Source organism: Micromonospora sp. IBSANI012, assembly GCF_052814045.1.
This window is the reverse complement of sequence record NZ_CP199933.1, coordinates 355,959-380,763: the sequence shown is the minus strand read 5'-3', so window position 1 is coordinate 380,763 and position 24,805 is coordinate 355,959. Positions and strand designations below refer to the sequence as shown.

Below are 24,805 nucleotides of genomic sequence, written 5' to 3'. Positions count from 1 at the left end.
CGGTCAGGCGGCCGGCTCCCAGGCGTACGCGGCCAGCGGCGGGTCGAGCGGCGCGCCGGTGAGCCGGTTGGCGAAGGTGGAGATCGTGTACGTGCCGACGCCGAGCACCACGTCCAGGGCGTGCCGGGGGCGCCAGCCGGCGGCGAGGAACGCGTCCAGCTCGCCCTGCGGCACCGCGCCCCGGTGGTCGAGGACGGCGACGGTGAACCGGCGCAGCGCCTCCAGCCTCGGGTCGGCCAGCGGCGCGCCGGCCCGCAGCGCGGCGGTCAGCGCCGGGTCGACGCCGTGCCGGGTGAGGGTGGCGGTGTGCATCGCCACGCAGACGTGGCACTCGTTGCGGGTGGCGACGGTCAGCACGACGACCTCCCGCTCGACCGGGTCGAGATCGGTGGACTCGAAGGTGGCGTTGGCGGTGAGGAAGCCCTTGAGGAGCTCGGGTGACTCGGCCATCCGGGCGACGGCCTCGGGGAGGTGACCGAGCCGGCGCTGCACGCCGGCCATGGTGGGCCGGGCGGTGGCGGGCCCGGTCTCGGGAGTGTGGGCGGTGAAGACGGACATGGCGGAACCCCTCGGGTACGATCGTCAACGTGGTTGACCAAATAGTAAACGGGGTTGTCGAACATGACAACGCCTGAATCGGACCGTCCCGGCTTCGTGCTGCCCCTGCTGCTGCTGGCCGGCTTCCGTACCCTCATCGACGACCTGCACGCCGAGCTGGCCCGACAGGGGCATCCGGACCTGCGGCCGCTGCACGGCTTCGTCCTCCAGGCCGTCGGCGTCGACGGCACCACCGCCGGCGAGCTGGGCCAGCGCCTCGGCGTCTCCAAGCAGGCGGCCGGCAAGACCGTCGACCGGCTGGTCGCGCTCGGCTACCTGGAACGCGCCGACGACCCCGCCGACGCCCGGCGCAAGCTGGTGCGGATGACCGAGCGGGGGATTGACGGGCTGCGCCGGTCGGCGGTCGTCTTCGACGCGCTGCGCGAGCGCTGGGCGGCCACCCTCGGCGAGGAGCGGGTCGCCACGATGGAGGACGACCTGCACCGGGTGGCCCAGCCGAACTTCTTCCGCCTCGACGTCCCCGGCTGGTTCGGCGGCTGACCCACCCACCACCTCGCCGTGAGCCGTGGACGATCATCCGATGCCGCAGGCCGGCAACCTCAGTGGTCAGCGGCGTAGAGAACGCCGGGGTCCACCAGGACGACATCCGGACGGGCGGACGCCGCCCGGGCCAGGTCGTCGGTGAAGCCCTCAGCACTGGCGAGCAGAAGCCGCGAACCGGTCGCGTCGAAGCCCGGCCGCCGGAGCATCAGTTCCCGCAGTCGCGCAAGTCGATCCAGGTCTGGAACGCCCAACCGTCGACCCCACTTCACCTCACCGATGGCAAGCAGCGGCCGCGGCCCGTCCCCCGGCGGTGGCTCGCCGAGTGCGACGAGATCGAGCTGATGACTGGTACGGCTGGACGGGTCGGTGACGGTGGCGGCGCTGGCCTCGGCGACCACACCACCGAGGAGGTCCGGGTCGGCGAACCGCACGGACCACTGCCGGACGATCTCCTCGAACCGGGGGCCCAGCACCGCGCTCGCGTACCGGCGCTGCGACCTGCGCCAGACGTCCGCCCCGCGGCGCTGCTCCAGCGCCGTCCAGGTGGGTCGCATGACGGCCTGGTAGAAGGTGATGAGCGGTTCCGTGATCCGGTAACTGCTGCGCCCGCTCCGCAGCGGATCCGGCTCCCGCACCAGCAGACCCGCGTCCTCGAGCACAGTGAGCGGATGTTGCAGATCGTTGGCCTTCCGCCCGATGTAGCCGGCGATTCCGCCCCGACTGGCGTTTCCCTCGGCCACCGCCGCGAGCACGGAGTGGTAGAGCGCGACATCCCGCAGGTCGGGGTCCTCCGCGAGCAGGTACCGGGCCTCGCGGAACAGCGGCCGCGCCGGGTTGAGGACCGCCCTGACGACCCAGTCGTCGAAGTCGTCGAGCCCCGTCGGGGCGTCGTCCTGGACGTACTCCCGTCGATAGGCGGGTGTGCCACCGACGATCGAGAACACCCTGGCCGCCAGCAGCGGGTCACTTATCCCCCAGAAGGTGGCGGCGGCCCGGTAGTCCAGCGGCTGTACCGGCAACTCCAGCCCGGCGCGCCCGCGCAACGGCGCCGAGCCGGCGAGCAGCCCGCCCATGAAGGACAGGGCGGACCCACAGAGCAGCAGGCGGGTCCGCGACCCCGTACGCTCAGGCCGTCCCGGAGTGAGCGCGTGCTGGATGATCGACGGCAGGTCCCGCGAAGCCCGCACCAGGTACGGGAACTCGTCGATGACCACCGTCACCGGGCGGTCGCGCCCCAGGGCGAGCAGGGCATCGACGGCGGCGGGCCAGTCCGCCAGAGCGACCGGACCAGGTGCGCCCGCGTAAGCCCCGAGCGCCTCACCGAGGCGTCGGAGCGACTCCGTCCCGGTGGCCTCGGTGGCACCGAAGTAGAAGCCTGCGCCGGCCCGGGCAAGCTCGTACAGCAGCAGAGTCTTGCCCTGCCGGCGTCGGCCACTGACCACACCGAGGGTCGCGCCGGGGCGCTCGTCGGCAGCGAAGCGCGCCAGTTCGGCCCATTCGACATCCCGGTCGAAGATCTCTGCGGGCTTCGGCAGCTCGGTCATCGGGCACCGCATTTCGTAGAACTACAGTTCTTAGAAGTGTAGTCCTACATTTTGCGCGGCGGGCAGGTGGCCGGCGTAGCGCACCCAGGAGATGAACGCCCAGGTCTCCTTACGGCGGCCGTCTTTCGACCGGCTACGGGAGCGGTGGGCGGCCATCGGCCCGGAGCGGCTCGCCGCGAGCTGCCCGAACAGCAGCGTATGTGAGCGCGGTATGAGCGGACCGTGAGCGACCGGCGCGATTCTTGGGATCTGGTTGGCAACTGACGAATCTCCAACTGGGAGGTCCCGGGCCATGATGCGGTGGATCGTCGGGTCAAGCGTCACATATCAACGGCTGGTGCTCGCCATCGCCGTCGCCCTGATGGCCGTCGGCTTCGTTCAGATTCGCAACACCTCGGTCGAGGCCCTGCCGGAGTTCGGGCCGGTGCGGGTGGACGTGCAGGTCGAGGCACTCGGGCTCTCCGCCGAGGAGGTGGAGAATCTGATCACCAACCCGATGGAGAACGAGTTCTTCAACGGGATCCCGTGGCTGGCCAAGCTCGAGTCCCGCACGCTACCGGGCCTGTCGTCGATGGAGATGACGTTCGAGCCGGGCACCGACCCGATCCGGGCCAGGCAGGTCGTGCAGGAGCGGCTGACCATGGTCGCCATGCTGCCGGCCGCCGCGTCGAGGCCGCCGCTGGTGGTGCAGCCCCTCTCGTCGACCGGTCGCCTCATGATGATCGGTCTGTCGTCCCAGGATCGCTCACTGATCGACATGTCGCTGCTGTCCCGCTGGACGATCGCGCCCCGCCTGCTGAGCGTCCCCGGTGTGGCGAACGTGGCCATCTGGGGGTTCCGCGACCGGCAGCTGCAGGTGCAGGTCGATCCCGCCAAGCTGATGCAGAACGGCGTCACGCTGGACCAGGTTCTGCGCACGTCGGCCAACGCGCTCTGGGTTTCGCCGCTGACCTTCGTGGAGGCCTCGACGCCCGGGCTGGGCGGTTTCATCGACACGGCCAACCAGCGGATCGAGATCCAGCACAACCAGCCGATCAAGACCGCCGCGGATCTCGGCAAGGTCACCATTCAGGGCGCCGAGGACCGCGGGGTGCTGCTGGGTGACGTCACCCAGATCGTGGAGGACCACCAGCTCCTCATCGGCGACGCGGTCGTCAAGGACGCCCCGAGCCTCATGCTCGTGGTGGAGAGGTTCCCGGGCGCCAAGGTCGCGGACGTGACCCGGGACGTGGAGGCGGCACTCGACGAGCTGCGACCCGCCATGCCGAACGTCCAGATCGACACGACGGTGTATCGGCCGGCCACCTTCATCGAGAAGATGGTCGAGAACCTGACCACGACGCTGATCCTCGGCGCCATCCTCCTGCTGCTGGTGCTCGGTGCCTTCCTGTTCAGCTGGCGCACCGCGCTGGTCAGTCTCGTGACCATCGCAGCCTCCGTGGCGGTTACCGTGCTCGTGCTGTCCTGGTTCGACGTACCCCTCAACATGTTGTCCCTGGCGGGGCTGGTGATGGCCCTCGCCATCGTCGTGGACGACGCGGTGATCGCCGTCGACAACGTCCGGCAACGGCTGCGGCAGCGCCGCGACGATGGCTCCGACGAGCCCCTCTCCGACACCATCCGGGGAGCCATCCTCGACGTACGCGGCCCGCTCCTGGTCGCCGCCCTGATCGCCGCGATCTCGGTCGTGCCCCTCTTCATCCTCGACGGGGTGCGCGGCGCGTTCCTCACCCCGGTCGCCCAGGGCTTCCTGGCCGCCACGGTGGTCTCGCTGGTGGTCGCGCTGACGGTCGCCCCCGTGCTGGCCACGCTCCTGCTCTCCCGGTCGTCACTGCAGCACGGTCCGTCGCCGCTCGCCCGAGCGTTGGAGCGGGCGTACGGTGGGCTGCTGCCCCGGCTGCTCCGCCGGCCCGTCTGGTCCTATGCCCTGGTCGGCCTCCTCGTGGTGGCGGGCCTGGCCGCGCTGCCGTTCCTCGGTGCGCGGCCGCTGTCGCCGACGCTTCAGGAGCGGGACCTGCTGATCACCTGGGAGGCGCCGCCCGGCACGTCCCGACCGGAGATGAACCGGATCACGGGTGCGCTCAGTGCCGAACTGCGGGCCGTCCAGGGCGTACGCAACGTCGGCGCCCACACCGGGCGGGCGCTGGCGTCGGACCAGGTCGTCAACATGAACTCGGGCGAGGTGTGGCTCAGCGTCGATCCGGGGGCCGACTACGGCCGGACCCTGGCCGCCGTGCAGCAGGTGGTGGACGGCTATCCCGGGGTGCAGAGCGACGTGATCACCTACTCGGACAAGCGGATCCGGGAGGTGGTGACCCGCGGCGCGACGGAGGACCTCATCGTGCGCATCTACGGGAACGACTATGCGGTTCTCAATGAGAAGGCCCAGGAGGTCCTCGGCATCATCGCCGCCGTCGACGGCGTCACCGAGCCACGGCTACGGACCGCAGAGGTCGCGCCGACGGTGGAGATCGAGGTCTCCGTCGCCAAGGCCGCGAAGTACGGCCTCAAGCCGGGCGACGTGCGCCGGGCGGCCGCCACCCTCGTTTCGTCCACGGTCGCGGGCAACCTCTTCGACGACCAGAAGGTGTTCGAGGTCGTCGTGTGGGGCGTCCCCGCGGTGCGCCAGAACATGTCCACCATCCAGAACCTTCTGATCGACGCGCCGGGCGGCGGCCCGGGCGGCGGCCCGACCCAGGTGCGCCTGGCTGATGTCGCCGACGTGAGGATCGTGGCGAAGCCGGAGGTCATCACACACGACCAGGTCTCCCGCAGCATGGACGTCGTCGCGAACGTGCGCGGGCGTGGTCTGGGTGCCGTCACGAGCGAGGTCAAGGACCGGCTCGCGCAGGTGACCTTCCCCCGTGAGCACCATCTGGAGGTGCTCGGCGAGGGGCAGGCACGGGCCAGCAGAGACCTCCGGGTGTGGACCTTCGTGATCGGCGCCGTGATCCTGATCTTCTTCCTGCTGCAGGCCGGCTTCGGTAGCTGGCGGGTGGCGTTGCTGTACTTCCTGCTCCTGCCGACCGCACTGGCGGGCGGGCTGCTGCTGGCGGCCATCGACCGGTCGGCCGTCTCGGTGGTCGCGCTGCTGGGGCTGCTCACCGTGCTGGCCATGGCCGTTCGGGGCGGCACGCTGCAGATCATGCGGTACCAGCGGCTGGAAGAGGAAGGCCACCCGCCCGGTGCCGAGCTGGTCGAGCGCGGGTCACGGCAGCAGTTCATCCCGGCCGTGACGGGCCTCCTGGCGGCGGGGCTGGCTCTGCTTCCCATGGCGATCTACGGCAGCGTCTCCGGCCTCGAGATCGTGAGCCCGCTCGCCCTGATCATCCTTGGTGGCCTGGTCACGACCGCGCTGCTGAACCTGCTCGTCCTGCCCGTGCTGTATCTGCGGTTCGCCGTCCGGTCTCCATCGGCGGCCGGGTCGGGGCCTCGGGCCGGATCGATACCCGCACCCAGGCCAGAACCCGGAGCGGCGGGCAGGGAAACCCCTTCAAGCCCGGCTCCGGCCTGATCGGAACCAGGAGAGTCCCATGCACAGACAAGGAGGCGACCACATGCGACACGGTGGTCGGTGGATGGCAGCGATCCTGATCACGCTGGGCTTGGCGGCCTGCACGACGCCCGCCTCGAACACCTCCGGTGGCCACAAGGAGAGCCCGGCCAGGGTCGAGGCGATCCCGGGCAAGGACGTCAAGAAGGTGACGCTGACCGAGCAGGCGGCGCGCCGGGTGGGCATCGCGACGGTCACGATCGGCGCGGTGCAGACCGCACCGCCGGTCGGGCCGACCCCGTCGCCGGTCGGGCCGAGCCCGTCGGCAGGCACGCCGGCGACCGTCGTGCCGTACTCGGCAGTGCTCTACGACCCGAACGGCGTGGCCTGGGTCTACACGGTTCCTCAGCCGTTGACCTACGTCCGGGAGAAGGTCGTGGTGGCGACCGTGGGCGGGGCACGCGGGACCGACGCGTTCCTTGCGCAGGCACCGCCGGCGGGGACCTCGATCGTGACGACAGGCGTGATCGAACTCTGGGGCGCCGAGCTCGGGGTCGGCAAGTAGTCCATCCAGTCGCTACGAGGGTAGGGACCCCACACCATGATGCGTTGGATCATTGGAACGAGTCTGAAGCTCCGGTTCCTCGTGGTTGTCGGGGCCTCGATGTTGATGTTCTTCGGCGTCCTGCAGATTCGCGACATGCCCGTCGACGCGTTCCCCGAGTTCGCGCCGCCCCGGGTGGAGATACAGACAATCTGCATCGGACTGTCCGCGCAGGACGTCGAGGAGCTTGTCTCCGTCCCGCTGGAGCAGGGGCTCACCGGGATCGAGGGCCTGGACGTGATGCGCTCCAAGTCGGTCTCCCAGCTCTCCTCGATTGTCCTGATCTTCAAGCCCGGGACCGACCTGATGGCGGCCCGCCTGCTGATCCAGGAGCGCCTCACCGCCATCACTCCCAGACTGCCGCGCTGGGCCAACTCCCCCTTCATGATCCAACCGCTGTCGTCGACCAGCCGGGTCATGAAGATCGGGATATCCCAGGCGGACAAGTCCGACGCCGCCCACGTCGACATGGCGCTGCAGGCCTACTGGACGGTCCGGCCCCGCCTGATGCGCGTACCCGGGGTGGCGAACGTGGCCATCTGGGGCGATCGGTGGCACGTCAAGCAGGCCCTCGTCGATCCCGAGCTCATGAAGCAGCACAACGTCACGCTGGCCCAGGTCATGGAGGCCGCCGGAGACGCGGTGGACGTGGGCCAGTTGAAGTTCAACGGCGGGTTCGAGATCGGCACCGGCGGGTGGGTCGACACCGCCAACCAGCGGCTCCAGGTGCAGCACCAACTGCCCGCCCTGACCGGGCAGCAACTGGCCGAGATCCCCATCGAGGTGCCGAAGGGCGCCAAGCCGGTCTACCTGAAGGACATCGCCTACATCACCGACGACATCATGCCGCCGTCCCTGCTCACGGGGGACGCGGTCATCAATGACGGCCCCGGCCTCATGCTCATCGTCGAGAAGCTGCCCTGGGGCAACACCCTCGAGGTGACCCGCGGGGTCGAGGCCGCGCTGAAGGAGATGGCGCCGGGCATGCAGGGCCTCGACGTCGATACCGAGATATTCCGGCCGGCCACCTTCATCGAGACCTCGGTCGAGAACCTCGGTCGGGCGATGGTCATCGGATTCATCCTGGTGGTCCTGATCCTGGTGCTCTTCCTCTTCGAGTGGCGGGTCGCGCTGATCAGCGCCATCTCGATCCCGCTCTCCCTCGTCGCGGCGGGACTCGTCCTGCACTGGACCGGGGCCACCATAAATACGATGATCCTGGCCGGGCTGGTGATCGCCCTCGGCGTGCTCGTCGACGACGCCATCATCGATGTCGAGAACATCGTCCGCCGCATCCGCCAACATCGACGAGCGGGCAGCGCGAAGTCGTCCGCCGCCATCATCCTCGACGCGTCGGTGGAGGTCCGTGGTCCCATCGTCCAGGCCACGATGATCATCCTGGTCAGCACGGTCCCGATCTTCCTGCTCACCGGGCTCACCGGCTCGTTCTTCCGGCCCATGGCGTTCGCCTACGGGCTGGCCATCCTGGCCTCGCTGCTGGTGGCCCTGACGGTGATCCCGGCACTCGCCCTGATGCTGCTGGCCCGGTCACCGATCGAGCGGCGGGAATCGCCGCTGGTGCGCTGGCTCCAGCGCGGCTACACCGCGATGCTGGCCCGCATCATCCCGCGTCCCGCCGTCGCCTACGCAACCGTCGTGGTCGTCCTGGCGGGCGGCGTCATGGTGGTACCGATGCTGGGGCAGAACCTGTTCCCCGCGTTCAAGGAGCGGGACTTCCTGATGCACTGGGTGACCCAGCCCGGCACCTCGCGTGAGGAGAGTGTCCGCATCACGGAACAGGTCAGCAGGGAACTGAGGGCGATCCCCGGGGTCCGGAACTTCGGCGCCCACATCGGACAGGGCACGTTGGCCGACGAGGTCGTCGGCCTGAACTTCACCGAAAACTGGATCAGCATCGACCCGAAGGTCGACTACGACAAGACCCATGACGCCGTGCAGCGGGTGGTCGACGGCTATCCCGGCCTGCAGCGCGATGTGCAGACCTACCTGAAGGAGCGCACGAAGGAGGTGCTCACCGGCTCCAGCGACGCCATCATCGTCCGCATCGTCGGCGACGACCTCGACGTGCTTCGCGCCAAGGCCGACGAGGTCAAGGATCTCATCGCCGGGATCGACGGCATCATCGACGAACACGTGACGCTGCAGACCCAGGTTCCTCAGGTGGATGTCCAGGTCGACCTGGCCAAGGCGGCACGGTACGGGATCAAGCCCGGTGACGTACGCCGAACGGCGGCCACGTTCATCGCCAGCGAGGAGGCGGGCGACATCTGGCGGAACGGCAAGAACACCGAGGTGCACGTGTGGAGCGTGCCGAGTGCGCGGTACAGCATCGAGAGCGTCGGCAACCTCCTGATGGACGCGGCGGACGGGAGCAAGGTCCCCGTGGGTGAGCTGGCCGAGGTCAAGATGGTGCCCACGCCCAACCAGATCCTGCGGGAAAACGGATCTCGGTACATCAATGTGGGCGCCAACGTGGCCGCGGGGAAGGCCTTGGGCGACGTCGCGGCCGAGGTTGAGCGCCGCTTGGCAACGGTGGACTTCCCGCCCGGCTACCACCCACAACTGCTCGGTGAGTACCAGGAGGCGACGAGCGCCCAGGACCGGCTGCGGCTCTTCGCCGGCGTCGCGGTGATCGGGATCCTCTTCCTGCTGACCACCGCCTTCAACAGCTGGCGGCTGTCGTTCCTCGTCCTCCTCACGCTGCCCATGGCCATGGTGGGCGGGATCCTCGCGGCATACGTCGGTGGCGGCATCCTCTCGCTCGGCTCGCTCGTGGGATTCTTCACCGTGCTGGGCATCGCCGCGCGCAACGGCATTCTCATGATCAACCATTTCCAGTATCTGGAGCGGGAGGAAGGGGAAAGCCTCGGTCGTAACCTCGTCCTCCGTGGCGCGAAGGAGCGTCTCTCGCCGATCCTCATGACCTCGTTGGCGACCGGGCTCGCCCTCGTTCCCCTGGCCATCGAGGGCAGCCTGCCTGGTCACGAGATAGAACACCCGATGGCGGTCGTGATTCTGGGTGGCCTGGTCACCTCGACGCTGCTGAACCTGTTCGTCCTGCCCTCCCTCTACCTGCGCTTCGGCCGGCACATCGATCCGTCCTCCCGCCGGGGACCTGCTCTTGCAACGCGCCGGTGGCTCGCCGCCTGGCGGCTCGGTCGGTCCCACGCCTGATGGACGGACTCTCCTCCCTGCCATCACAAATTCGCCCTTCACGCCGGAGGCGACGTCACGTCGCGGGCCGCTCCGGCGGAAGGTCGAGCGCGGGATCGCCGCGAAGTATCGCTCGTTCCAGCCGCTGCAACTCCGGTCCTGGTTCGAGTCCGAATTCGTCAACGAGCCGGCTCCGCGCAAGCCGGTAAGCCGCCAGCGCTTCGGGGGCGCGGCCGGCGCGGTGCAGGGCGAGCATGAGATGTGCGAGCAGTCGCTGTCGGTGCGGATGCTGCACGACGAGATCCGCGAGATCGTCAATGACCTCCTCGTGCCGCCCGAGCCGCAGTTCCGCGCTCAGCCACTCCTCCACGGCCGTCAACCGCGCTTCCTTCAGCCCCCGGCACAGCTCTTCCACCCGGGGCGTCATCACGTCGGCCAACGGGGGTCCCTGCCACAGGTCGAGAGCACGCCGCAACAGTGAAGCCTGGAGCTCCTGGTCGTCCGTCTCGGCACGAGCGGCGGTGAGGAGAGCGCGGAAGCGGTGGGCGTCCACCGACATGGAGTCGGCCCGCAGGACGTACGCGGGCCCCCGGGTCGCGATCTTCACGCCGTCCTGATGTGCCCCGGCCATCGCCAATATGTTGCGCAGTTGTGAGACGCGAACATGGATCGCATGGCGAGCCGTGTGCGGCGGCGATTCGGGCCACGTCAGGTCAACCAGGAGGTCCACCGAAACGAGCCGGTTCACCTGCAACGCGAGCACCGCCAGCACAAGTCGCTGTTGGCGTGGTCCGAGATCGAGCTGCCGATCCCCCGCCCATGCCTGCACTTCGCCCAAGAGCCGGAATTCCACAGCTTCCCCCTCAGCTGCGTCAGGCTGTCTGCACCTCCTCCGCCGCGCCGCGCAGGTTCTCAGATCACGCCGTCGATTCCTGTGCCGAATCGATTAATGGACGATTATTCATGTTCTCCGTATTCCACTAGACTCCGTCGGAAATTTGGCAAGCTGGAGTCAATGCGACGTAAACCACCTTAACGAGCATTAACAGAGTCCAAGCTCGACTGTCAATGCTGAGGCCGTCGGTGGGCGCTGAAAGGCTGATTGGCTGGTCAATCAGGGCTATTTCACCAGGCGTCGGACATTTCTCCAGCACGGATCAGCGCGTGGGCAGGCGGATGACGAACCGTGCCCCGCTGGGCGTGTCCTCCACGACTATCGACCCCTGGTGCGCCTCGATGATTTCCCGCGCGATGGCCAGACCCAGTCCGGTGCCGCCGGTTCGCCGGCTCCGGTCGTCGTCGAGTCGCGTGAATCGCGCGAAGATGCGCTCGCGGTCTTCCGGCGGTATTCCCGGCCCGTCGTCGTGGACGACCAGCGTGATGCGGCGGTCGTCGCTGGAGAGCTCGACGCTGACCAGGGACGAGGCGTACTGCTCGGCGTTGTCGAACACGTTGCGTACCGCCCGGGTCAGGTCGTCGGGACGGCCGTCGACGGCAGCCGCCGAGACCGCGCCAGTGTCGACGCGCAGCGCGCCGCCGCCACGGATCCGGGCCGCTTCGGACAGCACGATGTCGTCGAGGTCGACCGGACGGGCTGCGGGGCGAGGGGCGCCGACGTCCGCCCTGGCGAGGAACAGCAGGTCCCGGACCAGTCGTTCCATCCGACGGTTCGCTGTGAGCAGGTCAGCTGCGATGTCGTTCCAACTGGTGCTGTCGGGGTGGGCGAGCGCGACCTCCAGATCGGTGCGCGCCGCCGCGAGCGGGGTCTGCAGCTCGTGCGAGGCGTCCGCGACGAAGCGACGTTGACGCTCGGCGGCGGCGTCCAACCGGTCGAGCATCATGTTCATGGTGTCCGCGAGGCGACTGATCTCGTCGTCCGTCGGTGGCACGGAAACGTGCCTGCCGAGTGACCGTTCGGAGATGTCGGCGACCTCGGCCCGGATGGCGTCCACCGGTCGCAGGGTGCGACCCGCAACCGTCCAGGTGGTGAACGCGACGAGTGCCAGCAGCAGCGGAGCGCCGGTGGCGAGGGCGCCCTGGAGAACGTCCACCGCGTCATCGACCGGGGAGAGGCTCGCCGCCACGTAGACGGTCACCGGCCCGTCCGGCGTCGCGCTCCGCACCGCCATCACCCGGTAGCTGCCGCCCTCGCCGAAGGGAAGGCCGTCGACTGTGCGGACCTCCGACCCCGGCCCGGACGGGTGGAACCGGGCGAGAGACTGGTCCCGGCGCAGCCCGGCAGTGGCCGCCACGACCCGGCGGGTGCCGTCCACGACCTGAGTGATGCTGCCGTCGTCGTTGCCCTCGACGGCCAGTTCCGCGGGCAGCGTGCCCTGCCGCGCCAGGGTCGCGACGTCGTGTGCACGCACCATCGCGATGTCATCGACGCGTTCGACGAGCGAGCGCCGTAGGAACACGACAAGGCTGACGGCGGTGACCAGGAGAGCGACACCGACGACGAGGGTGGCGGCCATGGTGGTGCGGGCGCGCACCGAGGTGAGGCGTACCCGGGACCGGTTGCGATCAGCCGCCATCGGGGTCCAGCCGGTAGCCGACGAGACGGATGGTCTGGATGGCAGTACGGCCGAAGGGCTCGTCGATCTTCTTGCGCAGATGCCGGACATAGACCTCGACGATGTTGGGGTCGCCGTCGAACGCGAAGTCCCACACGTGGTCGAGGATGGTGCTCTTGGACAGCACCTCGCCCGCGCGCCGCATGAGGAACTCGAGGAGGGCGAACTGGCGAGGAGTGAGTGACAGCTCCGTCTCCCCCCGCCAGGCACGGTGGGCGGCCGGGTCGAGCCGCAGGTCGCCAACGTTCAGCGTGGCCGGGCGCTCCCGCGAGCCCCGGCGCAGCAGCGCCCGTATCCGGGCGAGCAGGACCAGGTAGGAGAACGGCTTGGACAGGTAGTCATCGGCTCCCGTGTCGAGAGCTTCAGCCTCGTCGAGTTCGCCATCCTTCGCCGTGAGCATGATTATCGGTGTCCAGTTCCCGACCTCGCGCAGTTCGGCGCACACCTGGTAGCCGCTCTTGCCGGGAAGCATGATGTCGAGGACGACGACGTCGTAGTCGCCCTCCTTGGCCCGCCAGAGGCCGTCGACGCCGTCGAGGGCGACGTCAACCGCAAACCCCTCGGCCTCCAACCCCCGCTTGATCGACCGGGCGAGGTGCTTGTCGTCCTCGATTACGAGGATGCGCACTCTCCGAGTGTGCCACCCACCGGCTTACTGCCCGCTGAAGGCCGGCCGGCGCGGACAACAGGCTGTGGCCACGTTCAGCCGGCCTTCAGCCGGCCCGCCGTACATTCGACCTACCGTCGGGATCGGACGGACCGCGGGGTGGCACGTCGCCACCTCACGCTCAGTGGGAAGAGGGAGACGCCGATGGCCAGCGTGCAACTCGAGGCTGTGCGGCTCACCAAGCGGTTCGGGGACCGTACCGCCGTCGAGGGGTTGAGCTTCGCGGCACGACAAGGCGAGGTCGTGGGACTGCTCGGCCGGAACGGGGCGGGTAAGACGACGACGATCCGACTGCTCACCACGGTGCTCGCCCCGACGAGCGGGGAGTTCTCGGTGGCTGGCGTGCCCTGCACCCGGCCGGACGAGATTCGGCGGCGGGTCGGGGTGCTGCCCGAGAGCACCGGTTATCCCGGACACCAGACCGGGAGGGAGTACCTGCGCTATCACGCGCGGCTGTTCGGCCTGTCCCGCCCGGACGCCGCGCGGGTCGCCGAACGGCTGCTGGCGGAGGTGGGCCTGGCCGAGCGGGCCTCGTCGCGGATCTCGACGTACAGCCGGGGCATGCGGCAGCGGCTGGGTATCGCACGGGCTCTGGTCAACGATCCCGCCGTCGTGTTTCTCGACGAACCGACGCTCGGGCTCGACCCCGCCGGGCAGCGCCAGGTGCTGGCGATCGTCCGGGACATCGCGGTGCGCCGAGGAGCCACCGTCATCCTCAGTACCCATACGCTTCCCGAGGTCGAGGAGGTCTGTACGAGCGTGCTGATCCTGCACAAGGGAAGGGTCGTCACCTCCGGCAGCGTCGGCGACGTCACGCGCGCTGTCGCCGCACAGCGGTACGCGCAGTTGCGGGTGCCGGTCGAGTTGGTCGGCCGGGCCCGCGAAGCGCTCGCGTACCTCGCCGGTCTGACGATAGAACCCGCCGACGAACGTCCCGACATCCTCCGGATCTCCCTCGACGACGGGGCGGCGGCTCGACCGGGTGGCACGGACACGGGGATGAACGGACCCCTCCGGGCGGTGCTGAGCGCCGACGTGCCGGTCCTTTCCTTCGAGGTCGAAGGCGCGCGGCTCAGCGACGCGTTCCTCGCCATGACCGAGGAAGGTGCCCGATGACGGCGAGTCTCAGTGGGCGCATCCGGAGTGCCGGAGCCAGCGCGGACACCGTCCGCCGCGACAGCCCCGGGTGGCGCGTCGTCGCCGAACAGGAGTGCCGCGATCTGTGGTTGAGCGGGCGCGGCTGCGGACTGCTGTTCGCGTTCAGCGTCGTCCTGAGCGTCATGACCTACCTTGCCGGAACCAGTCAGGTGCTCAACTTCCTCGAGCAGCGGGAGGCCGTGAACCTCACCCTGCAGGTTGCGGTGGCGGTCGGCGTCCTCGTCACGCTCGTCGTCAGCGCCGACGCGATCGCCGGGGAGCGGGAGCGGGGAACGCTCGAGAGTCTGCTGCTCACCCCGGTTTCCCGTCGTGCCATCGTCCTCGGGAAGATGGCGGCCGCGCTGTCGCTCTGGCTCGCGACCTTCATCGTGAGCGTGCCCTATCTGTGGGTGCTCGGTCGCGGGGTGTCCGTCGTGGGGCTGGCGCTACTGCTCGGCCTGCTCGTCGGCACACTGCTGGCGGTCGCGCTCGCCGCGCTCGGTCTGCTGATCAGCGCCGTGGCCAGCACCAACAAGGTCAGCCTCGCGATGAGCCTGTTCCTGCTGCTGGCGCTCTTCGCGCCGACCCAGTTGCCCGGCGGGGCGCCGAAGGGCTGGTTCGGGGAGCTTCTCGTCCGGCTCAACCCGGTCGACGCGGCGCTGCACTACCTGACGGCGGTGCTGGTCACCGGGCACCACTGGACGCGGGATCTGTCCTACCTGCTGTCCCCGCTGTTCACGGCTGTCCTGGCCGGGGGCGTTCTGGTTGCCGCCGGCACCCGGATCGTCCGCCTGCATGGAGGGGTGAGCGGCGAATGAAGACGAGGCTCGCGTTCGCCGGGGTGCTGCTGGCGCTGACGGCTCCCCTCGGCCTGGCCGCATCGGCGGCGGCTGCTCCACCGCCACTGCCCGGCGCCGTCGAGATCGTGTTGGACCAGAACCGGCTCAGCACCGTCGTGGGCGAGAGGTTGACGGTGGAGTCCCGCATGGTCAACTCGGGCGGCGCACCGACCGACCGACTGGTGGCGCACCTCAACGTCGCGAGTCTGGACGGCGTCTACGTCGACCTCGAGGACTGGTCGGCCGACGTGACCCGGGAGGTGGCACCGGTGCCGGCGGGCGGTAGCACGTCACTGTCCTGGCAGTTCCAGGCCGTCAACACCGGCAGTTTCGACATCTACGTCGTGCTCATGCCCAACGGCACCTCCACCGCGGGCACCGGTCCGCTCGTGGTGAGCCAGCCGGTACACGTGACGGTGGCCGGAAAGCGGACCTTGACCGCAGCGGGCTCGCTGCCGGTCGCCATCGTCGTCCCGGTCCTGCTCGGCCTGGTGGCCGCAGCCACCCGGTACCGCCTCCGGGGTACGGCCTGACGACGGGGCCACCACACGCTGGTCAGTTCACGCCGGCGTAGGAGTGCAGGCCGGTGAAGAAGAAGTTCACCCCGAACAGGTTCATCAGCATGGTCAGGAAGCCGAGCACGGCGATCCAGGTGGCCACGTTGCGCTTCACGCTCGGGGTCGCCCGGGCGTGCAGGTAGCCGGCGTAGACCACCCAGGAGATGAACGCCCAGGTCTCCTTCGGGTCCCAGCCCCAGGCCCGACCCCAGGCCGCCTCGGCCCAGATCGCGCCGGCGATCACCGCGAAGGTGAAGATCGGGAACGCGAAGGCGTGCAGCGCGAAGGTCAGCCGCTCCAGGCCGGCCGCCGCGGGCAGCCGCCGGGCCAGCGTGTACGGGAAGCTCCGCTTGCCCTGCTCGTACCCGTTGCGGATCAGGAACGCCATTGCCGGCACCACGCCCAGCAGGAAGATGCCCGAGCTGAACACGATCGTCGACACGTGGACGATGAACCAGTAGGACTGCAGCGCCGGCATCAGCGGCACCACCTGGACGTAGAGCTTCAGCTCGGCGAAGGCGAGCAGCAGCACCATCACCAGGGTGAGGAAGAGCCCCAGCCGGCGCAGCGCGGGGCGCTTGACGAGCACCGCCAGCCAGGCCGCCGTGCCGATCCAGGTGACCGTCAGCACGAACTCGTACATGTTGCCCCAGGGCATCCGCTCAGCGGCGATGCCCCGGGTGACCAGCGCCCCGAGGTGCAGCGCGGCGGCCAGCACGGTGATCCCGGCGGCGATCCGCCCGGCCAGCCGAGCCCGCTGCGCCGACCGGCTCCGCCGGGTCTCGGCGGCCACCGGCGCGGCGGGGGCGTCGACCGGGCCGCCGGTGGCGCCCACCCCGGCGCCGACCAACTCACGGGCGGGGGCGGCCGACACCGCGCGGACGTTGCCCAGCGCGTACTCGACGGCGTGGCTGATCATCGCGACCAGGTACGCCAGGATCGCGAACGACACCAGCTGGTCGGAGACTGCGGACATCACTCGACTCCCTCTCGCGCCCGCCCGTCGGGCCGCTCGTCGCCGCTGACCGCGGCCACCAGCTGCGCGAACTCGTCGGCGAACCCTGGATGCTCGGTGCGCGGCAGCCCACCGGCCTCCACCAAACTACTACCGTTCGTCGGAGATCCACTGTCGGGGTCGACGGGGGCCACCCGGAACCAGACCCGCCGGCGGCGGGCGAAGAGCGAGCCCATCAGCCCGCCCAGCAGCACCACGCAGGCGCCGAGCATCAGCGTCTGGCCGGGGGCGTGCCGCACCGAGAGCGTGATGTACGGCTTGGTGCCGAGGAACTCCAGGCTGCTGCCGTCGTCCAGGGTCCACTTCTCGCCGACGCCCAGCTTCTTCTCACCGACCTGCTTGAGCTTGCCGGTGGTCACCTGGCGCTGGTCGAGCTGGTAGACCGAGCCGGGGATGCCGGCGTCCAGCCCGAGGTTCCCCCGGTACGCCCGCAGCACCACCGCCGGGTTCCGCTCGGTCGGGTACTTCGACTCGACGAAGGGCGCGGTGTCCGGCGCGGTCGGCAGGTAGAGCCCGTCGAAGGCGACCTGCTGGTCGGCGGCGCGCCTGCCGGTGTTCGGGTCGACGTTGGCGTCCGGGAAGGCGGCCACACCCTCACTCGTGAGGTTGGCGTCCCCGGAGGTCAGGAACGGCACGGTGCTGGTCTGGCTGCGCCCGTACCGGTCGGTGTACTTCAGCATTGGGGCGTACCCGTGGCCGAGCAGGTAGACGTTGGCGGAGCCGAGCCGCAGCGGCGAGTTGACCGAGAAGCCGGCCGCCCGCTTCGACCCGTCCGGCTCGTCCACGGTCACCGAGGCCCGGTAGCTCTCCGGCTGGCCGGAGGGGAGGAACCGGGCGTCGAAGTTGTCCAGGGTCAGGCAGAACCCGGGCAGGTCGGCGCTGTCCACCCGCGGGCCGAGGGAGGCCTCGCTGTACTGCTGGCGGGTGTTGCAGAAGGCGTTCTCCTCGCCGGCGACCAGCAGCCGGTTGCCGTGCCAGCCGTACCAGGAGCCGAGCGCGACCCCGATCAGCAGGGCGACCAGCGAGGTGTGGAAGAGCAGGTTGCCGGTCTCCTTGAGGTAGCCCTTCTCGGCGGAGACCTCGTTGCCGCGCACCTCGACCCGCCAGCGGCGCCGGCGCAGCACGGCGGCGATCGCCGCCGGGTCGGTGGGCGCGTGCGCCGGCAGCACGGCGTGCTGCGGCAGCCGCTCCAGCCGCTTCGGCGCGGCCGGCGGCCGGGAGCGCAGCGCGCGCAGGTGGTCGCGCATCCGGGGCAGGATGCAGCCGACCAGCGAGGCGAACAGCAGCAGGTAGATCGCGGAGAACCAGACCGAGCCGAAGACCTCGAAGGCGCCGATCCGGTCGAGTTGCGGGGCCAGCTCCGGGTGCGCCCGGAAGTACTCGTTCACCTTCTCCGGGTTGACCCCGCGCTGCGGCAGCACCGAGCCGGGGATGGCGGCGACCGCGAGCAGGAAGAGCAGCACCAGGGCGGTACGCATGCTGGTGAGCTGCCGCCACGAGTTGCGCAGCAGGGCCAGCACCGGGTTGGGCCGCCGCCGGGGCGCCTCGGCCGGCGGGGTGGCCGGCCGGTCGTCCACGGTCGTCATCAGATGCTCACCTCGCCCACGCCCACGGTCGTCTGCAGCCAGATCACGAAGTTCTGCCACCCGCCGGTGACCAGCGCCAGGCCGATCAGGATCAACAGGGCGCCGCCGATGCGGGTGACCCAGCGGCTGTTGCGCCGCACGGCGCGGAAGACCCCGAGCAGGCGGTGGAAGCCCAGCCCGAAGACGACGAACGGGACCCCCAGGCCGAGGCAGTAGGCCACGGCCAGCACCACGGCCCGGTCGGTCTTGCCGGCCGCGGTGGCCATGCCGAGCACCGCGCCCAACGTCGGGCCGGTGCAGGGCAGCCAGCTCAGCGCGAAGACCGCGCCGAGGACCGGCGCCCCGAGCAGCCCGGCGGCGGGCAGCCGCTGGATGCGGAACTCGCGCTGCATGCCGGGCACCACGCCCAGGTAGTTCAGCCCGAGCACCACGACCAGCGCGCCGATGACGATCTCCAGCGTCCGCTCGTGGTCGAAGAAGACCCGGCCGAAGCTGGCGAAGAGGATCGCGGTGGCGGTGAAGACGACGGTGAAACCGGCGATGAAGAGCAGCGTCCCGGCGAGCACCCGCCCCTTGACCGCGGCCGCCGGCCGGGCGGCCACGGGCGTCGCGACGGCCACCCCGCCGCCGGCCGCACCCGCGTCACCGGGCGGGGCCGCGCCACCGGCCGGGGGCCCCTCGGCCCGCGCCCGCCCCTCCAGGTCCGCGCCGGCGAGCCCGGTCACGTACGACAGGTAGCCGGGCATCAGCGGCAGCACGCACGGGGAGAGGAAGCTGACCAGCCCGGCGAGCGCCGCCGCTCCGATCGCCAGCAGCAGCGGACCCGACTCGGCGACCTGGCGGAACGTCTCGCCCATCAGCGGGAACCGGCGGCCGGCTGCTCGGCCGCGATCCGCTCGACGATCGGTTGCAGTCCGTCCTGCTTGACGGCCGCCCGGATCACGGTGGCGACCCGGCCGCCGCGGTCGAGCACGACGGTGGCCGGGACGGTGTTCGGCGGGATCTCCAGGGCGAGCGCCAGCCGGCTCGCCGGGTCGAACAGGCTCGGGTAGGTGACCCGGCCCTCCTCGAAGGCGACCGCCTTGTCCCGGCTGTCCTGCACGTTGATGCCGAGGAAGGTCACCCCGGTCGCCTTGGTGGCCTGGTAGGTGGCCTCCAGGTCGTCGGCCTCGGCCCGACAGGGCGCGCACCACGAGCCCCAGAAGTTGAGCACGACCACCTGCCCACGAGCCTCGGCGACGTCGTACCGGCCGCCGGTGAGCAGCTCACCGGCGATCTTCGGGGCGGCCGAGCGCTGGTCCGGCGCACAGGCGACGATGCCGCCGTCGTTGGCGCAGCGGCTCTCCCCGTTCTCGGCGGAGCAGCCGACCAGCGCCGTCCCGGCGGTGACGGCGGCGAGCAGGACGGCGATCGGCCTCCGGGAACGCATCAGGCCCCCTTGGCCGTCCGGGCTGTCGTCGACATCGCGATCAGGTGCGCGGCGGGCTCGCTGTAGCCGATTCCGCTGACCTTCGCGCCGTCGAAATGGAACGAGGTGAGGCTGGCCAAGCCGCACTGCCGGCGGCGCGGGTCGTGCCAGAGCCGCTTGCGCTCGACGTGGCGGCGCAGCGTCCAGATCGGCAGCTGGTGGGAGACCAGGACGGCCTCGCGCCCCTCGGCGGCGACCCGGGCGGCGTGCAGCGCGGCGAACATCCGCTCCGCGATCGCCTGGTAGGCCTCGCCCCAGGAGGGGGTGACCGGGTCGCGCAGCACCCACCAGTTGCGCGGGTCGCGGAACGAGCCGTCGCCCGGCGAGACCTTCTTGCCCTCGAACCAGTTGGCGCTCTCGATCAGCCGCTCGTCCACCCCGACGGGGAGCCCGAACTGGGCGGCGATCGGCTCGGCGGTCTGCTGGGCGCGCTCCAGCGGGCTCGCCACCACGTGCACGATCTCCCGCTCGGCGAGCGCCTGCGCCGCCGCCTTCGCCATCTGGATGCCCAGCTCCGACAGGCGGAAGCCGGGCAGCCGCCCGTACAGGATCTGGTCCGGGTTGTGCACCTCGCCGTGCCGCAGCACGTGGACAACCGTTGCGCTCACGTTCCCTACCCCCCGTGGCCCGCCGCTGCCGCCGCGTTCGCCGCCGTCGGCAGCGCGGCCGCGATCTGCTCCAGTGCGGCGTCGTCTATCGCCGCCGAGACGAACCACGACTCGAACGCGCTCGGCGGCAGGTAGACGCCGGCTGCGAGCATCGCGTGGAAGAACGCCTTGAAGGCGGGCACCTGCTGGGTGCGGGCGCTGTCGTAGTCGCGCACCTCGGCGTCGGTGAAGAAGATCGAGAACATGTTGCCCGCGTACGACAGGCGGTGCGGGACCCCGGCGGCGGCCAGCGCGTCGGCGGCGAGCCGGCCCACGGTGGCGGCCGTCTCGTCGAGCCGGCGGTAGAGCGCGTCGTCGGCGAGCCGCAGGGTGGCCAGGCCGGCGGCGCAGGCCAGCGGGTTACCGGAGAGCGTGCCGGCTTGGTAGACCGGGCCGGCGGGGGCCAGTCGAGCCATGATCTCGGTGCGCCCGCCGAACGCGGCGGCGGGCAGGCCGCCGCCCATGACCTTCCCGTACGTCCACAGGTCGGCGTCGGACGGGTCGAGCCCGTGCCAGCCGGCGCGGGAGACCCGGAAACCGGTCATCACCTCGTCGACGATGAGCAGCGCGCCCTCGGCGTGGGCGATCGCGGCGAGCCGCTGGTTGAAGCCGTCGCGCGGGGCGACCACGCCCATGTTGCCGGCGGCGGCCTCGGTGATCACCGCGGCGATGTGCCGGCCCTCGTCGGCGAAGACCTTCTCCACCGCCGTGATGTCGTTGTACGGCAGCACGATGGTGTCGCCCGCCGCCGCGCCGGTGACGCCGGGCGAGTCGGGCAGGCCGAGGGTGGCCACGCCGGAGCCGGCGGCGGCGAGCAGCCCGTCGGAGTGGCCGTGGTAGCAGCCGGAGAACTTGATGATCTTTGAACGACCGGTGAAGCCGCGGGCCAGTCGGATCGCCGACATGGTGGCCTCGGTGCCGGAGTTGACCAGCCGGACCTGCTCGACCGGGGTGCGGTCGACGATCTCCGCGGCCAGCTCGACCTCGCCCGGCGTCGGCGTGCCGAAGCTGGTGCCCTTGCCGGCGGCCTCCCGGATGGCCTCGACCACCTCGGGGTGGGCGTGACCGAGGATCAGCGGCCCCCAGGAGCAGACCAGGTCGACGTAGCGCCGGCCGTCGGCGTCGTAGAGCCAGGGGCCCTCCCCCCGGACCATGAAGCGCGGGGTGCCACCGACGGCCCGGAAGGCGCGCACGGGGGAGTTCACCCCGCCCGGCACGATGGCCTTGGCGCGGTCGAACAGGGCCTCGGAGGCCGGCGCGTCGGCCGGGTAGCGGCCGGATCCGGCGGAGAATATGTCGGTCACGATGTCGCCATTGTGTCAGCGCCGAACGGCCAATCGGCAGCCACCCCGGGGCGGGGTTACCAGACTCACCCCCGGTGCGCGTGCCCGTCGGCCCGAAGAGGCTCACCGGGCCGGGGCGTCGAGATAGCGATAGGCTGACCGGGTGGATCGTGCCGAACTGTCCATCACGGTACACCGGACGGGCGATGAAGTGGTGCTTCGCCTGGCCGGTGAGATCGACATGCTCACGGCCGGCCAACTGTCGACCGTCGTCAACGAGGTGCTCGCCGACCCCCCGCCGCGGATCGTGCTCGACCTGGGCGGCGTCACGTTCTGCGACTCCCAGGGGCTCGGCACCCTGGTCGTGCTCAGCCGCAAGGCCAGCCACGCGCGGACCCTGCTGGTGCTCAGCAACGTCGGCGACTTCCTGCTCCGCGTCCTGGACATCACCGGGCTGCGCTCCGCCCTGATGATCCGCAACGAGACCGCCCCCTGACCGTCGCCGCGACCGTGCGGTGGACGGCTCAGCCGCCGCCCACCTCACGACCGGATCAGGTGGTGGGGACGTCCCGGCGGCGGAAGCCGGTCAGGCCGGTCACGGCCAGCAGGACGGCCAGGGCGGTGAGGGCCAGCAGCGGGGTGGCGGTCCACGAGCCGCCGAGCACCTGCGGGGTGTGGGTGAACGGGGAGACGTCCAGCAGCCACTGGCTCAGCTCCAGCACCGCGCCGAGCTGACCGAGCAGCACGCAGACCACGAGCACCCCCCAGGCCACCGGCGCGAACCGGGGCAGTAGCCCGTAGAGCAGCACCGCCAGGCCGGCCAGCACCCAGGCCGCCGGCACCTGCGCCAGCCCCGCGCCGAGCATCCGCGGCAGCTGGCCCGGCACGTCACCCACGCTCAGCCCGTAGGTGAGCCCGGTGGCGAGCCCGGAGACGGCCAGCACCACCACCGGCCCGACCAGGGCGAAGAGCAGGTGCGAGGCGAGCCAGCGGGACCGGTGCACCCCGGTGGCCAGCAGCGGCTCCGCCCGGCCGGCCGCCTCCTCCGTACGCATCCGCAGCGCGGCCGCGATGCCGTAGCCGGCGGTGGCCAGGCCGACGAAGGCGAGCGTGCTGCCCAGGTACGCCTCGGCGAGCGCGGACGAACCGCCCAAGCGGGCCATGATCTCCTCGAGCTGGGCGTTGCCCTCGACCGACCTGCCGGCCGCCTCGGCCGCGCCGCCGAGGATCAGCCCGAGCAGCCCGAAGCCGACCGACCAGCCGAGCAGCGCGCCCCGGTGCAGTCGCCAGGCCAGCCCGAACGGCCCGGACAACCCGCGTCCGGCGTGCGCCGGCCCGAGCCGGGGCGGCAGCAGCCCGGCGCCCAGGTCGCGGCGCACCGACAGCGGGTACGCCAGCGCGCCGAGCAGCACGGTCAGCGCGACGGGCAGCGCCAGCACCCACCAGCGCTCACCCTCGTACGCCCGGATGCGCGGGGCCCAGCCCAACGGCGAGAGCCAGCTCGGCCAGTCCCGCTCCGCGGTGTCACCGGCGAGCCGGAGCGCGAAGGCCAGGCCGAGCACCCCGACGGCGATCCCCCGCGCGCCGCCGGCCGTCTCGGTGAGCTGGGCGGCGAGCCCACCCACGGTGGCGAAGACGACCCCGACCAGCGCGGTCGACAGCCCGTACCCGAGCGAGCCGGCCGCCGGCAGGCCGGTGGCGGCCAGGCCGGCCGCGGTGAGCAGGCCGAGCAGCAGGTTCGCCGCATAGGTGACGGTCAGCGCGGCGGTCAGGCCGGCGTACCGGCCGAGCACGGTGGCGCCGAGCAGCTCGCGGCGGCCGGCCTCCTCCTCGGTGCGGGTGTGCCGGATGACGCTGAGCAGGCTGACCAGCCCGACGATCAGGGTGAGGAAGCCGCCCCGCTGGGCGGTGAGCGCGCCGACGCTGTCGCCGTACACCGGGCCGAGCAGGGCGATGATCGAAGGGTTCGTCGCGGTGCCGGTGGCGTACGCGGCCCGGTCGGCGGCGGTCGGGAAGAGCTCGAAGAAGCTCGTCGCGTACGTCATCGGCAGCACGGCCAGCACCAGCACCCAGAGCGGCAGCAGGACGCGGTCCCGGCGCAGGATCAGTCGGATGAGGTGCCGGGTGCCGGTGAGGGTGCTCATCGGTTCGCCCCGGCCGACTCATCGGCCGTCGTCCCGTAGTGCCGCAGGAACAGCTCCTCCAGCGTCGGCGGCTGGCTGACCAGGCTCCGTACGCCCAGCTCGGCCAGCCGGCGCAGCGCGGCGTCCAGCGCCGGGTTGTCCACGTCGAAGCGCACCCGGCTGCCCTCCACCCGCAGGTCGTGCACGCCGGGGAGGTCGGCCAGGCCGTCCAGCGGGGCGGAGATCTCGGCGTCGATGGCGGTGCGGTGCAGGTGGCGCAGCTCGGTCAGCGTCCCGGTCTCCACGTTCCGCCCGTTGCGGATGATGGTGACCCGGTCGCAGAGCGCCTCCACCTCGGCGAGGATGTGGCTGGAGAGCAGCACCGTCCGGCCGTCCTGCTTGGCCCGGCGCACCCACTGCTGGAAGACCTCCTCCATCAGCGGGTCCAGCCCTGAGGTCGGCTCGTCGAGGATGAGCAGCTCGACGTCGGAGGCGAGCGCGGCGACCAGGCCGACCTTCTGCCGGTTGCCCTTGGAGTAGGCCCGGCCCTTCTTGCGCGGGTCCAGCTCGAAGGACTCCAGCAGCTCGGCGCGGCGCTTCGGGTCGAGCCCACCGCGCATCCGGCCGAGCAGGTCGATCACCTCGCCGCCGGAGAGGTTGGGCCAGAGGGTCACGTCGCCGGGGACGTACGCCAGCCGGCGGTGCAGCGCGACCGCGTCGCGCCACGGGTCGCCGCCGAGCAGTCGGACGGCCCCCGCGTCCGTCCGCAGCAGGCCGAGCAGCACCCGGATGGTGGTGGACTTGCCGGAGCCGTTGGGCCCGAGGAAGCCGTGCACCTCTCCGGCGCGGACGCTGAGGTCGAGGCCGTCGAGCGCCCGGATCCGGCCGTAGGTCTTGACCAGGCCGGACACCTCAATGGGAGTTTCCATGATTCGGAAGCTACACTTGTTTCACAAACTTGTGAAGTCTGTGAGATCTGAGGCACGATCAGAAT

The 24,805-nt window shown here is 70.8% G+C and carries 21 protein-coding genes; 8 read left to right on the top strand and 13 right to left on the bottom strand.

The annotated features are described in order from the left end of the window. Positions 1 to 3: 3 nt before the first annotated feature. A complete protein-coding gene (locus ACTWM8_RS01895) occupies positions 4 to 558 on the bottom strand; it encodes a carboxymuconolactone decarboxylase family protein (protein WP_446212281.1) in 555 nt (184 codons plus the stop codon). Between the two features lie 63 nt (positions 559 to 621). Here ACTWM8_RS01895 and ACTWM8_RS01890 point away from each other — a divergent pair, with 63 nt between their 5' ends. Continuing rightward, positions 622 to 1,098, top strand: coding sequence for a MarR family winged helix-turn-helix transcriptional regulator (locus ACTWM8_RS01890; protein WP_446212280.1), 477 nt, complete (start codon positions 622 to 624; stop codon positions 1,096 to 1,098). A gap of 59 nt (positions 1,099 to 1,157) precedes the next feature. Here the strand turns inward: ACTWM8_RS01890 and ACTWM8_RS01885 are convergent, their stop codons facing one another. Continuing rightward, on the bottom strand, positions 1,158 to 2,645 hold the full coding sequence (locus tag ACTWM8_RS01885) for an AAA family ATPase (protein WP_446212279.1): 1,488 nt from the start codon (positions 2,643 to 2,645) through the stop codon (positions 1,158 to 1,160). 337 nt (positions 2,646 to 2,982) lie between these two features. Between ACTWM8_RS01885 and ACTWM8_RS01880 the strand changes: the two genes are divergently transcribed. The 3 genes from ACTWM8_RS01880 (at position 2,983) to ACTWM8_RS01870 (ending at position 9,937) form a co-directional block, all read left to right on the top strand. Next, positions 2,983 to 6,159 (top strand): efflux RND transporter permease subunit, encoded by a 3,177-nt coding sequence (locus ACTWM8_RS01880; protein WP_446212278.1) that lies wholly within the window; start codon positions 2,983 to 2,985, stop codon positions 6,157 to 6,159. A gap of 64 nt (positions 6,160 to 6,223) precedes the next feature. Then, positions 6,224 to 6,703, top strand: a complete 480-nt coding sequence (locus tag ACTWM8_RS01875) for a hypothetical protein (protein ID WP_446212277.1) — start codon at positions 6,224 to 6,226, stop codon at positions 6,701 to 6,703. A gap of 36 nt (positions 6,704 to 6,739) precedes the next feature. Next, positions 6,740 to 9,937: an efflux RND transporter permease subunit gene (locus tag ACTWM8_RS01870; protein ID WP_446212276.1), complete on the top strand. Its 3,198-nt coding sequence runs from the start codon at positions 6,740 to 6,742 to the stop codon at positions 9,935 to 9,937. Between the two features lie 55 nt (positions 9,938 to 9,992). Here ACTWM8_RS01870 and ACTWM8_RS01865 read toward each other — a convergent pair whose 3' ends face one another. The 3 genes from ACTWM8_RS01865 to ACTWM8_RS01855 form a co-directional block, all read right to left on the bottom strand. Then, on the bottom strand, positions 9,993 to 10,769 hold the full coding sequence (locus ACTWM8_RS01865; RefSeq protein WP_446212275.1) for an AfsR/SARP family transcriptional regulator: 777 nt from the start codon (positions 10,767 to 10,769) through the stop codon (positions 9,993 to 9,995). A 304-nt stretch (positions 10,770 to 11,073) separates the two neighbouring features. Then, the gene (locus ACTWM8_RS01860) at positions 11,074 to 12,540 is read right to left on the bottom strand and encodes an ATP-binding protein (RefSeq protein ID WP_446212274.1); all 1,467 of its coding nucleotides are present in this window, start codon (positions 12,538 to 12,540) and stop codon (positions 11,074 to 11,076) included. Continuing rightward, positions 12,440 to 13,117 carry a response regulator transcription factor gene (locus ACTWM8_RS01855; RefSeq protein WP_446212273.1) on the bottom strand — a complete coding sequence of 226 codons (678 nt, stop codon included), beginning with the start codon at positions 13,115 to 13,117 and terminating at the stop codon, positions 12,440 to 12,442. Before ACTWM8_RS01855 ends, ACTWM8_RS01860 begins: the two co-directional genes overlap by 101 nt. A 9-nt stretch (positions 13,118 to 13,126) precedes the next feature. Between ACTWM8_RS01855 and ACTWM8_RS01850 the strand changes: the two genes are divergently transcribed. The 3 genes from ACTWM8_RS01850 to ACTWM8_RS01840 are packed head-to-tail and all read left to right on the top strand — an operon-like array spanning position 13,127 to position 15,665. Then, the gene (locus tag ACTWM8_RS01850; RefSeq protein WP_446212272.1) at positions 13,127 to 14,272 is read left to right on the top strand and encodes an ABC transporter ATP-binding protein; all 1,146 of its coding nucleotides are present in this window, start codon (positions 13,127 to 13,129) and stop codon (positions 14,270 to 14,272) included. Beyond that, a complete protein-coding gene (locus tag ACTWM8_RS01845; protein ID WP_446212271.1) occupies positions 14,269 to 15,111 on the top strand; it encodes an ABC transporter permease in 843 nt (280 codons plus the stop codon). Before ACTWM8_RS01850 ends, ACTWM8_RS01845 begins: the two co-directional genes overlap by 4 nt. Then, entirely contained in the window at positions 15,108 to 15,665 is a 558-nt protein-coding gene (locus tag ACTWM8_RS01840) for a hypothetical protein (protein WP_446212270.1), read from the top strand. The genes ACTWM8_RS01845 and ACTWM8_RS01840 overlap by 4 nt, the downstream gene beginning before the upstream one ends. Before the next feature lie 22 nt (positions 15,666 to 15,687). Here the strand turns inward: ACTWM8_RS01840 and ccsB are convergent, their stop codons facing one another. From ccsB to hemL, 6 genes are read right to left on the bottom strand one after another with little or no spacing between them, the layout of a single operon-like run. Further along, positions 15,688 to 16,665: a c-type cytochrome biogenesis protein CcsB gene (ccsB, locus tag ACTWM8_RS01835; protein WP_446212269.1), complete on the bottom strand. Its 978-nt coding sequence runs from the start codon at positions 16,663 to 16,665 to the stop codon at positions 15,688 to 15,690. Further along, positions 16,665 to 18,290, bottom strand: a complete 1,626-nt coding sequence (gene resB / locus ACTWM8_RS01830) for a cytochrome c biogenesis protein ResB (RefSeq protein WP_446212268.1) — start codon at positions 18,288 to 18,290, stop codon at positions 16,665 to 16,667. Before resB ends, ccsB begins: the two co-directional genes overlap by 1 nt. After that, the gene (locus tag ACTWM8_RS01825; RefSeq protein ID WP_446212267.1) at positions 18,290 to 19,147 is read right to left on the bottom strand and encodes a cytochrome c biogenesis CcdA family protein; all 858 of its coding nucleotides are present in this window, start codon (positions 19,145 to 19,147) and stop codon (positions 18,290 to 18,292) included. The genes resB and ACTWM8_RS01825 overlap by 1 nt, the downstream gene beginning before the upstream one ends. Then, complete coding sequence (locus ACTWM8_RS01820; protein WP_446212266.1) at positions 19,147 to 19,719, bottom strand: TlpA family protein disulfide reductase; 573 nt, start codon at positions 19,717 to 19,719, stop codon at positions 19,147 to 19,149. Before ACTWM8_RS01820 ends, ACTWM8_RS01825 begins: the two co-directional genes overlap by 1 nt. Next, positions 19,719 to 20,366: a histidine phosphatase family protein gene (locus ACTWM8_RS01815; RefSeq protein ID WP_446212265.1), complete on the bottom strand. Its 648-nt coding sequence runs from the start codon at positions 20,364 to 20,366 to the stop codon at positions 19,719 to 19,721. Before ACTWM8_RS01815 ends, ACTWM8_RS01820 begins: the two co-directional genes overlap by 1 nt. A gap of 5 nt (positions 20,367 to 20,371) precedes the next feature. Then, positions 20,372 to 21,709 carry a glutamate-1-semialdehyde 2,1-aminomutase gene (gene hemL / locus ACTWM8_RS01810; RefSeq protein WP_446212264.1) on the bottom strand — a complete coding sequence of 446 codons (1,338 nt, stop codon included), beginning with the start codon at positions 21,707 to 21,709 and terminating at the stop codon, positions 20,372 to 20,374. Positions 21,710 to 21,851: 142 nt separating this feature from the next. Between hemL and ACTWM8_RS01805 the strand changes: the two genes are divergently transcribed. After that, complete coding sequence (locus tag ACTWM8_RS01805) at positions 21,852 to 22,184, top strand: STAS domain-containing protein (protein WP_154940461.1); 333 nt, start codon at positions 21,852 to 21,854, stop codon at positions 22,182 to 22,184. A gap of 55 nt (positions 22,185 to 22,239) precedes the next feature. On the opposite strand, the gene ACTWM8_RS01800 is transcribed toward ACTWM8_RS01805, so the two are convergent. Both ACTWM8_RS01800 and ACTWM8_RS01795 read right to left on the bottom strand, forming a co-directional pair. Continuing rightward, on the bottom strand, positions 22,240 to 23,832 hold the full coding sequence (locus ACTWM8_RS01800; RefSeq protein WP_446212263.1) for an ABC transporter permease: 1,593 nt from the start codon (positions 23,830 to 23,832) through the stop codon (positions 22,240 to 22,242). Beyond that, on the bottom strand, positions 23,829 to 24,740 hold the full coding sequence (locus ACTWM8_RS01795; protein WP_446212262.1) for an ABC transporter ATP-binding protein: 912 nt from the start codon (positions 24,738 to 24,740) through the stop codon (positions 23,829 to 23,831). The genes ACTWM8_RS01800 and ACTWM8_RS01795 overlap by 4 nt, the downstream gene beginning before the upstream one ends. Positions 24,741 to 24,805: the final 65 nt, after the last annotated feature.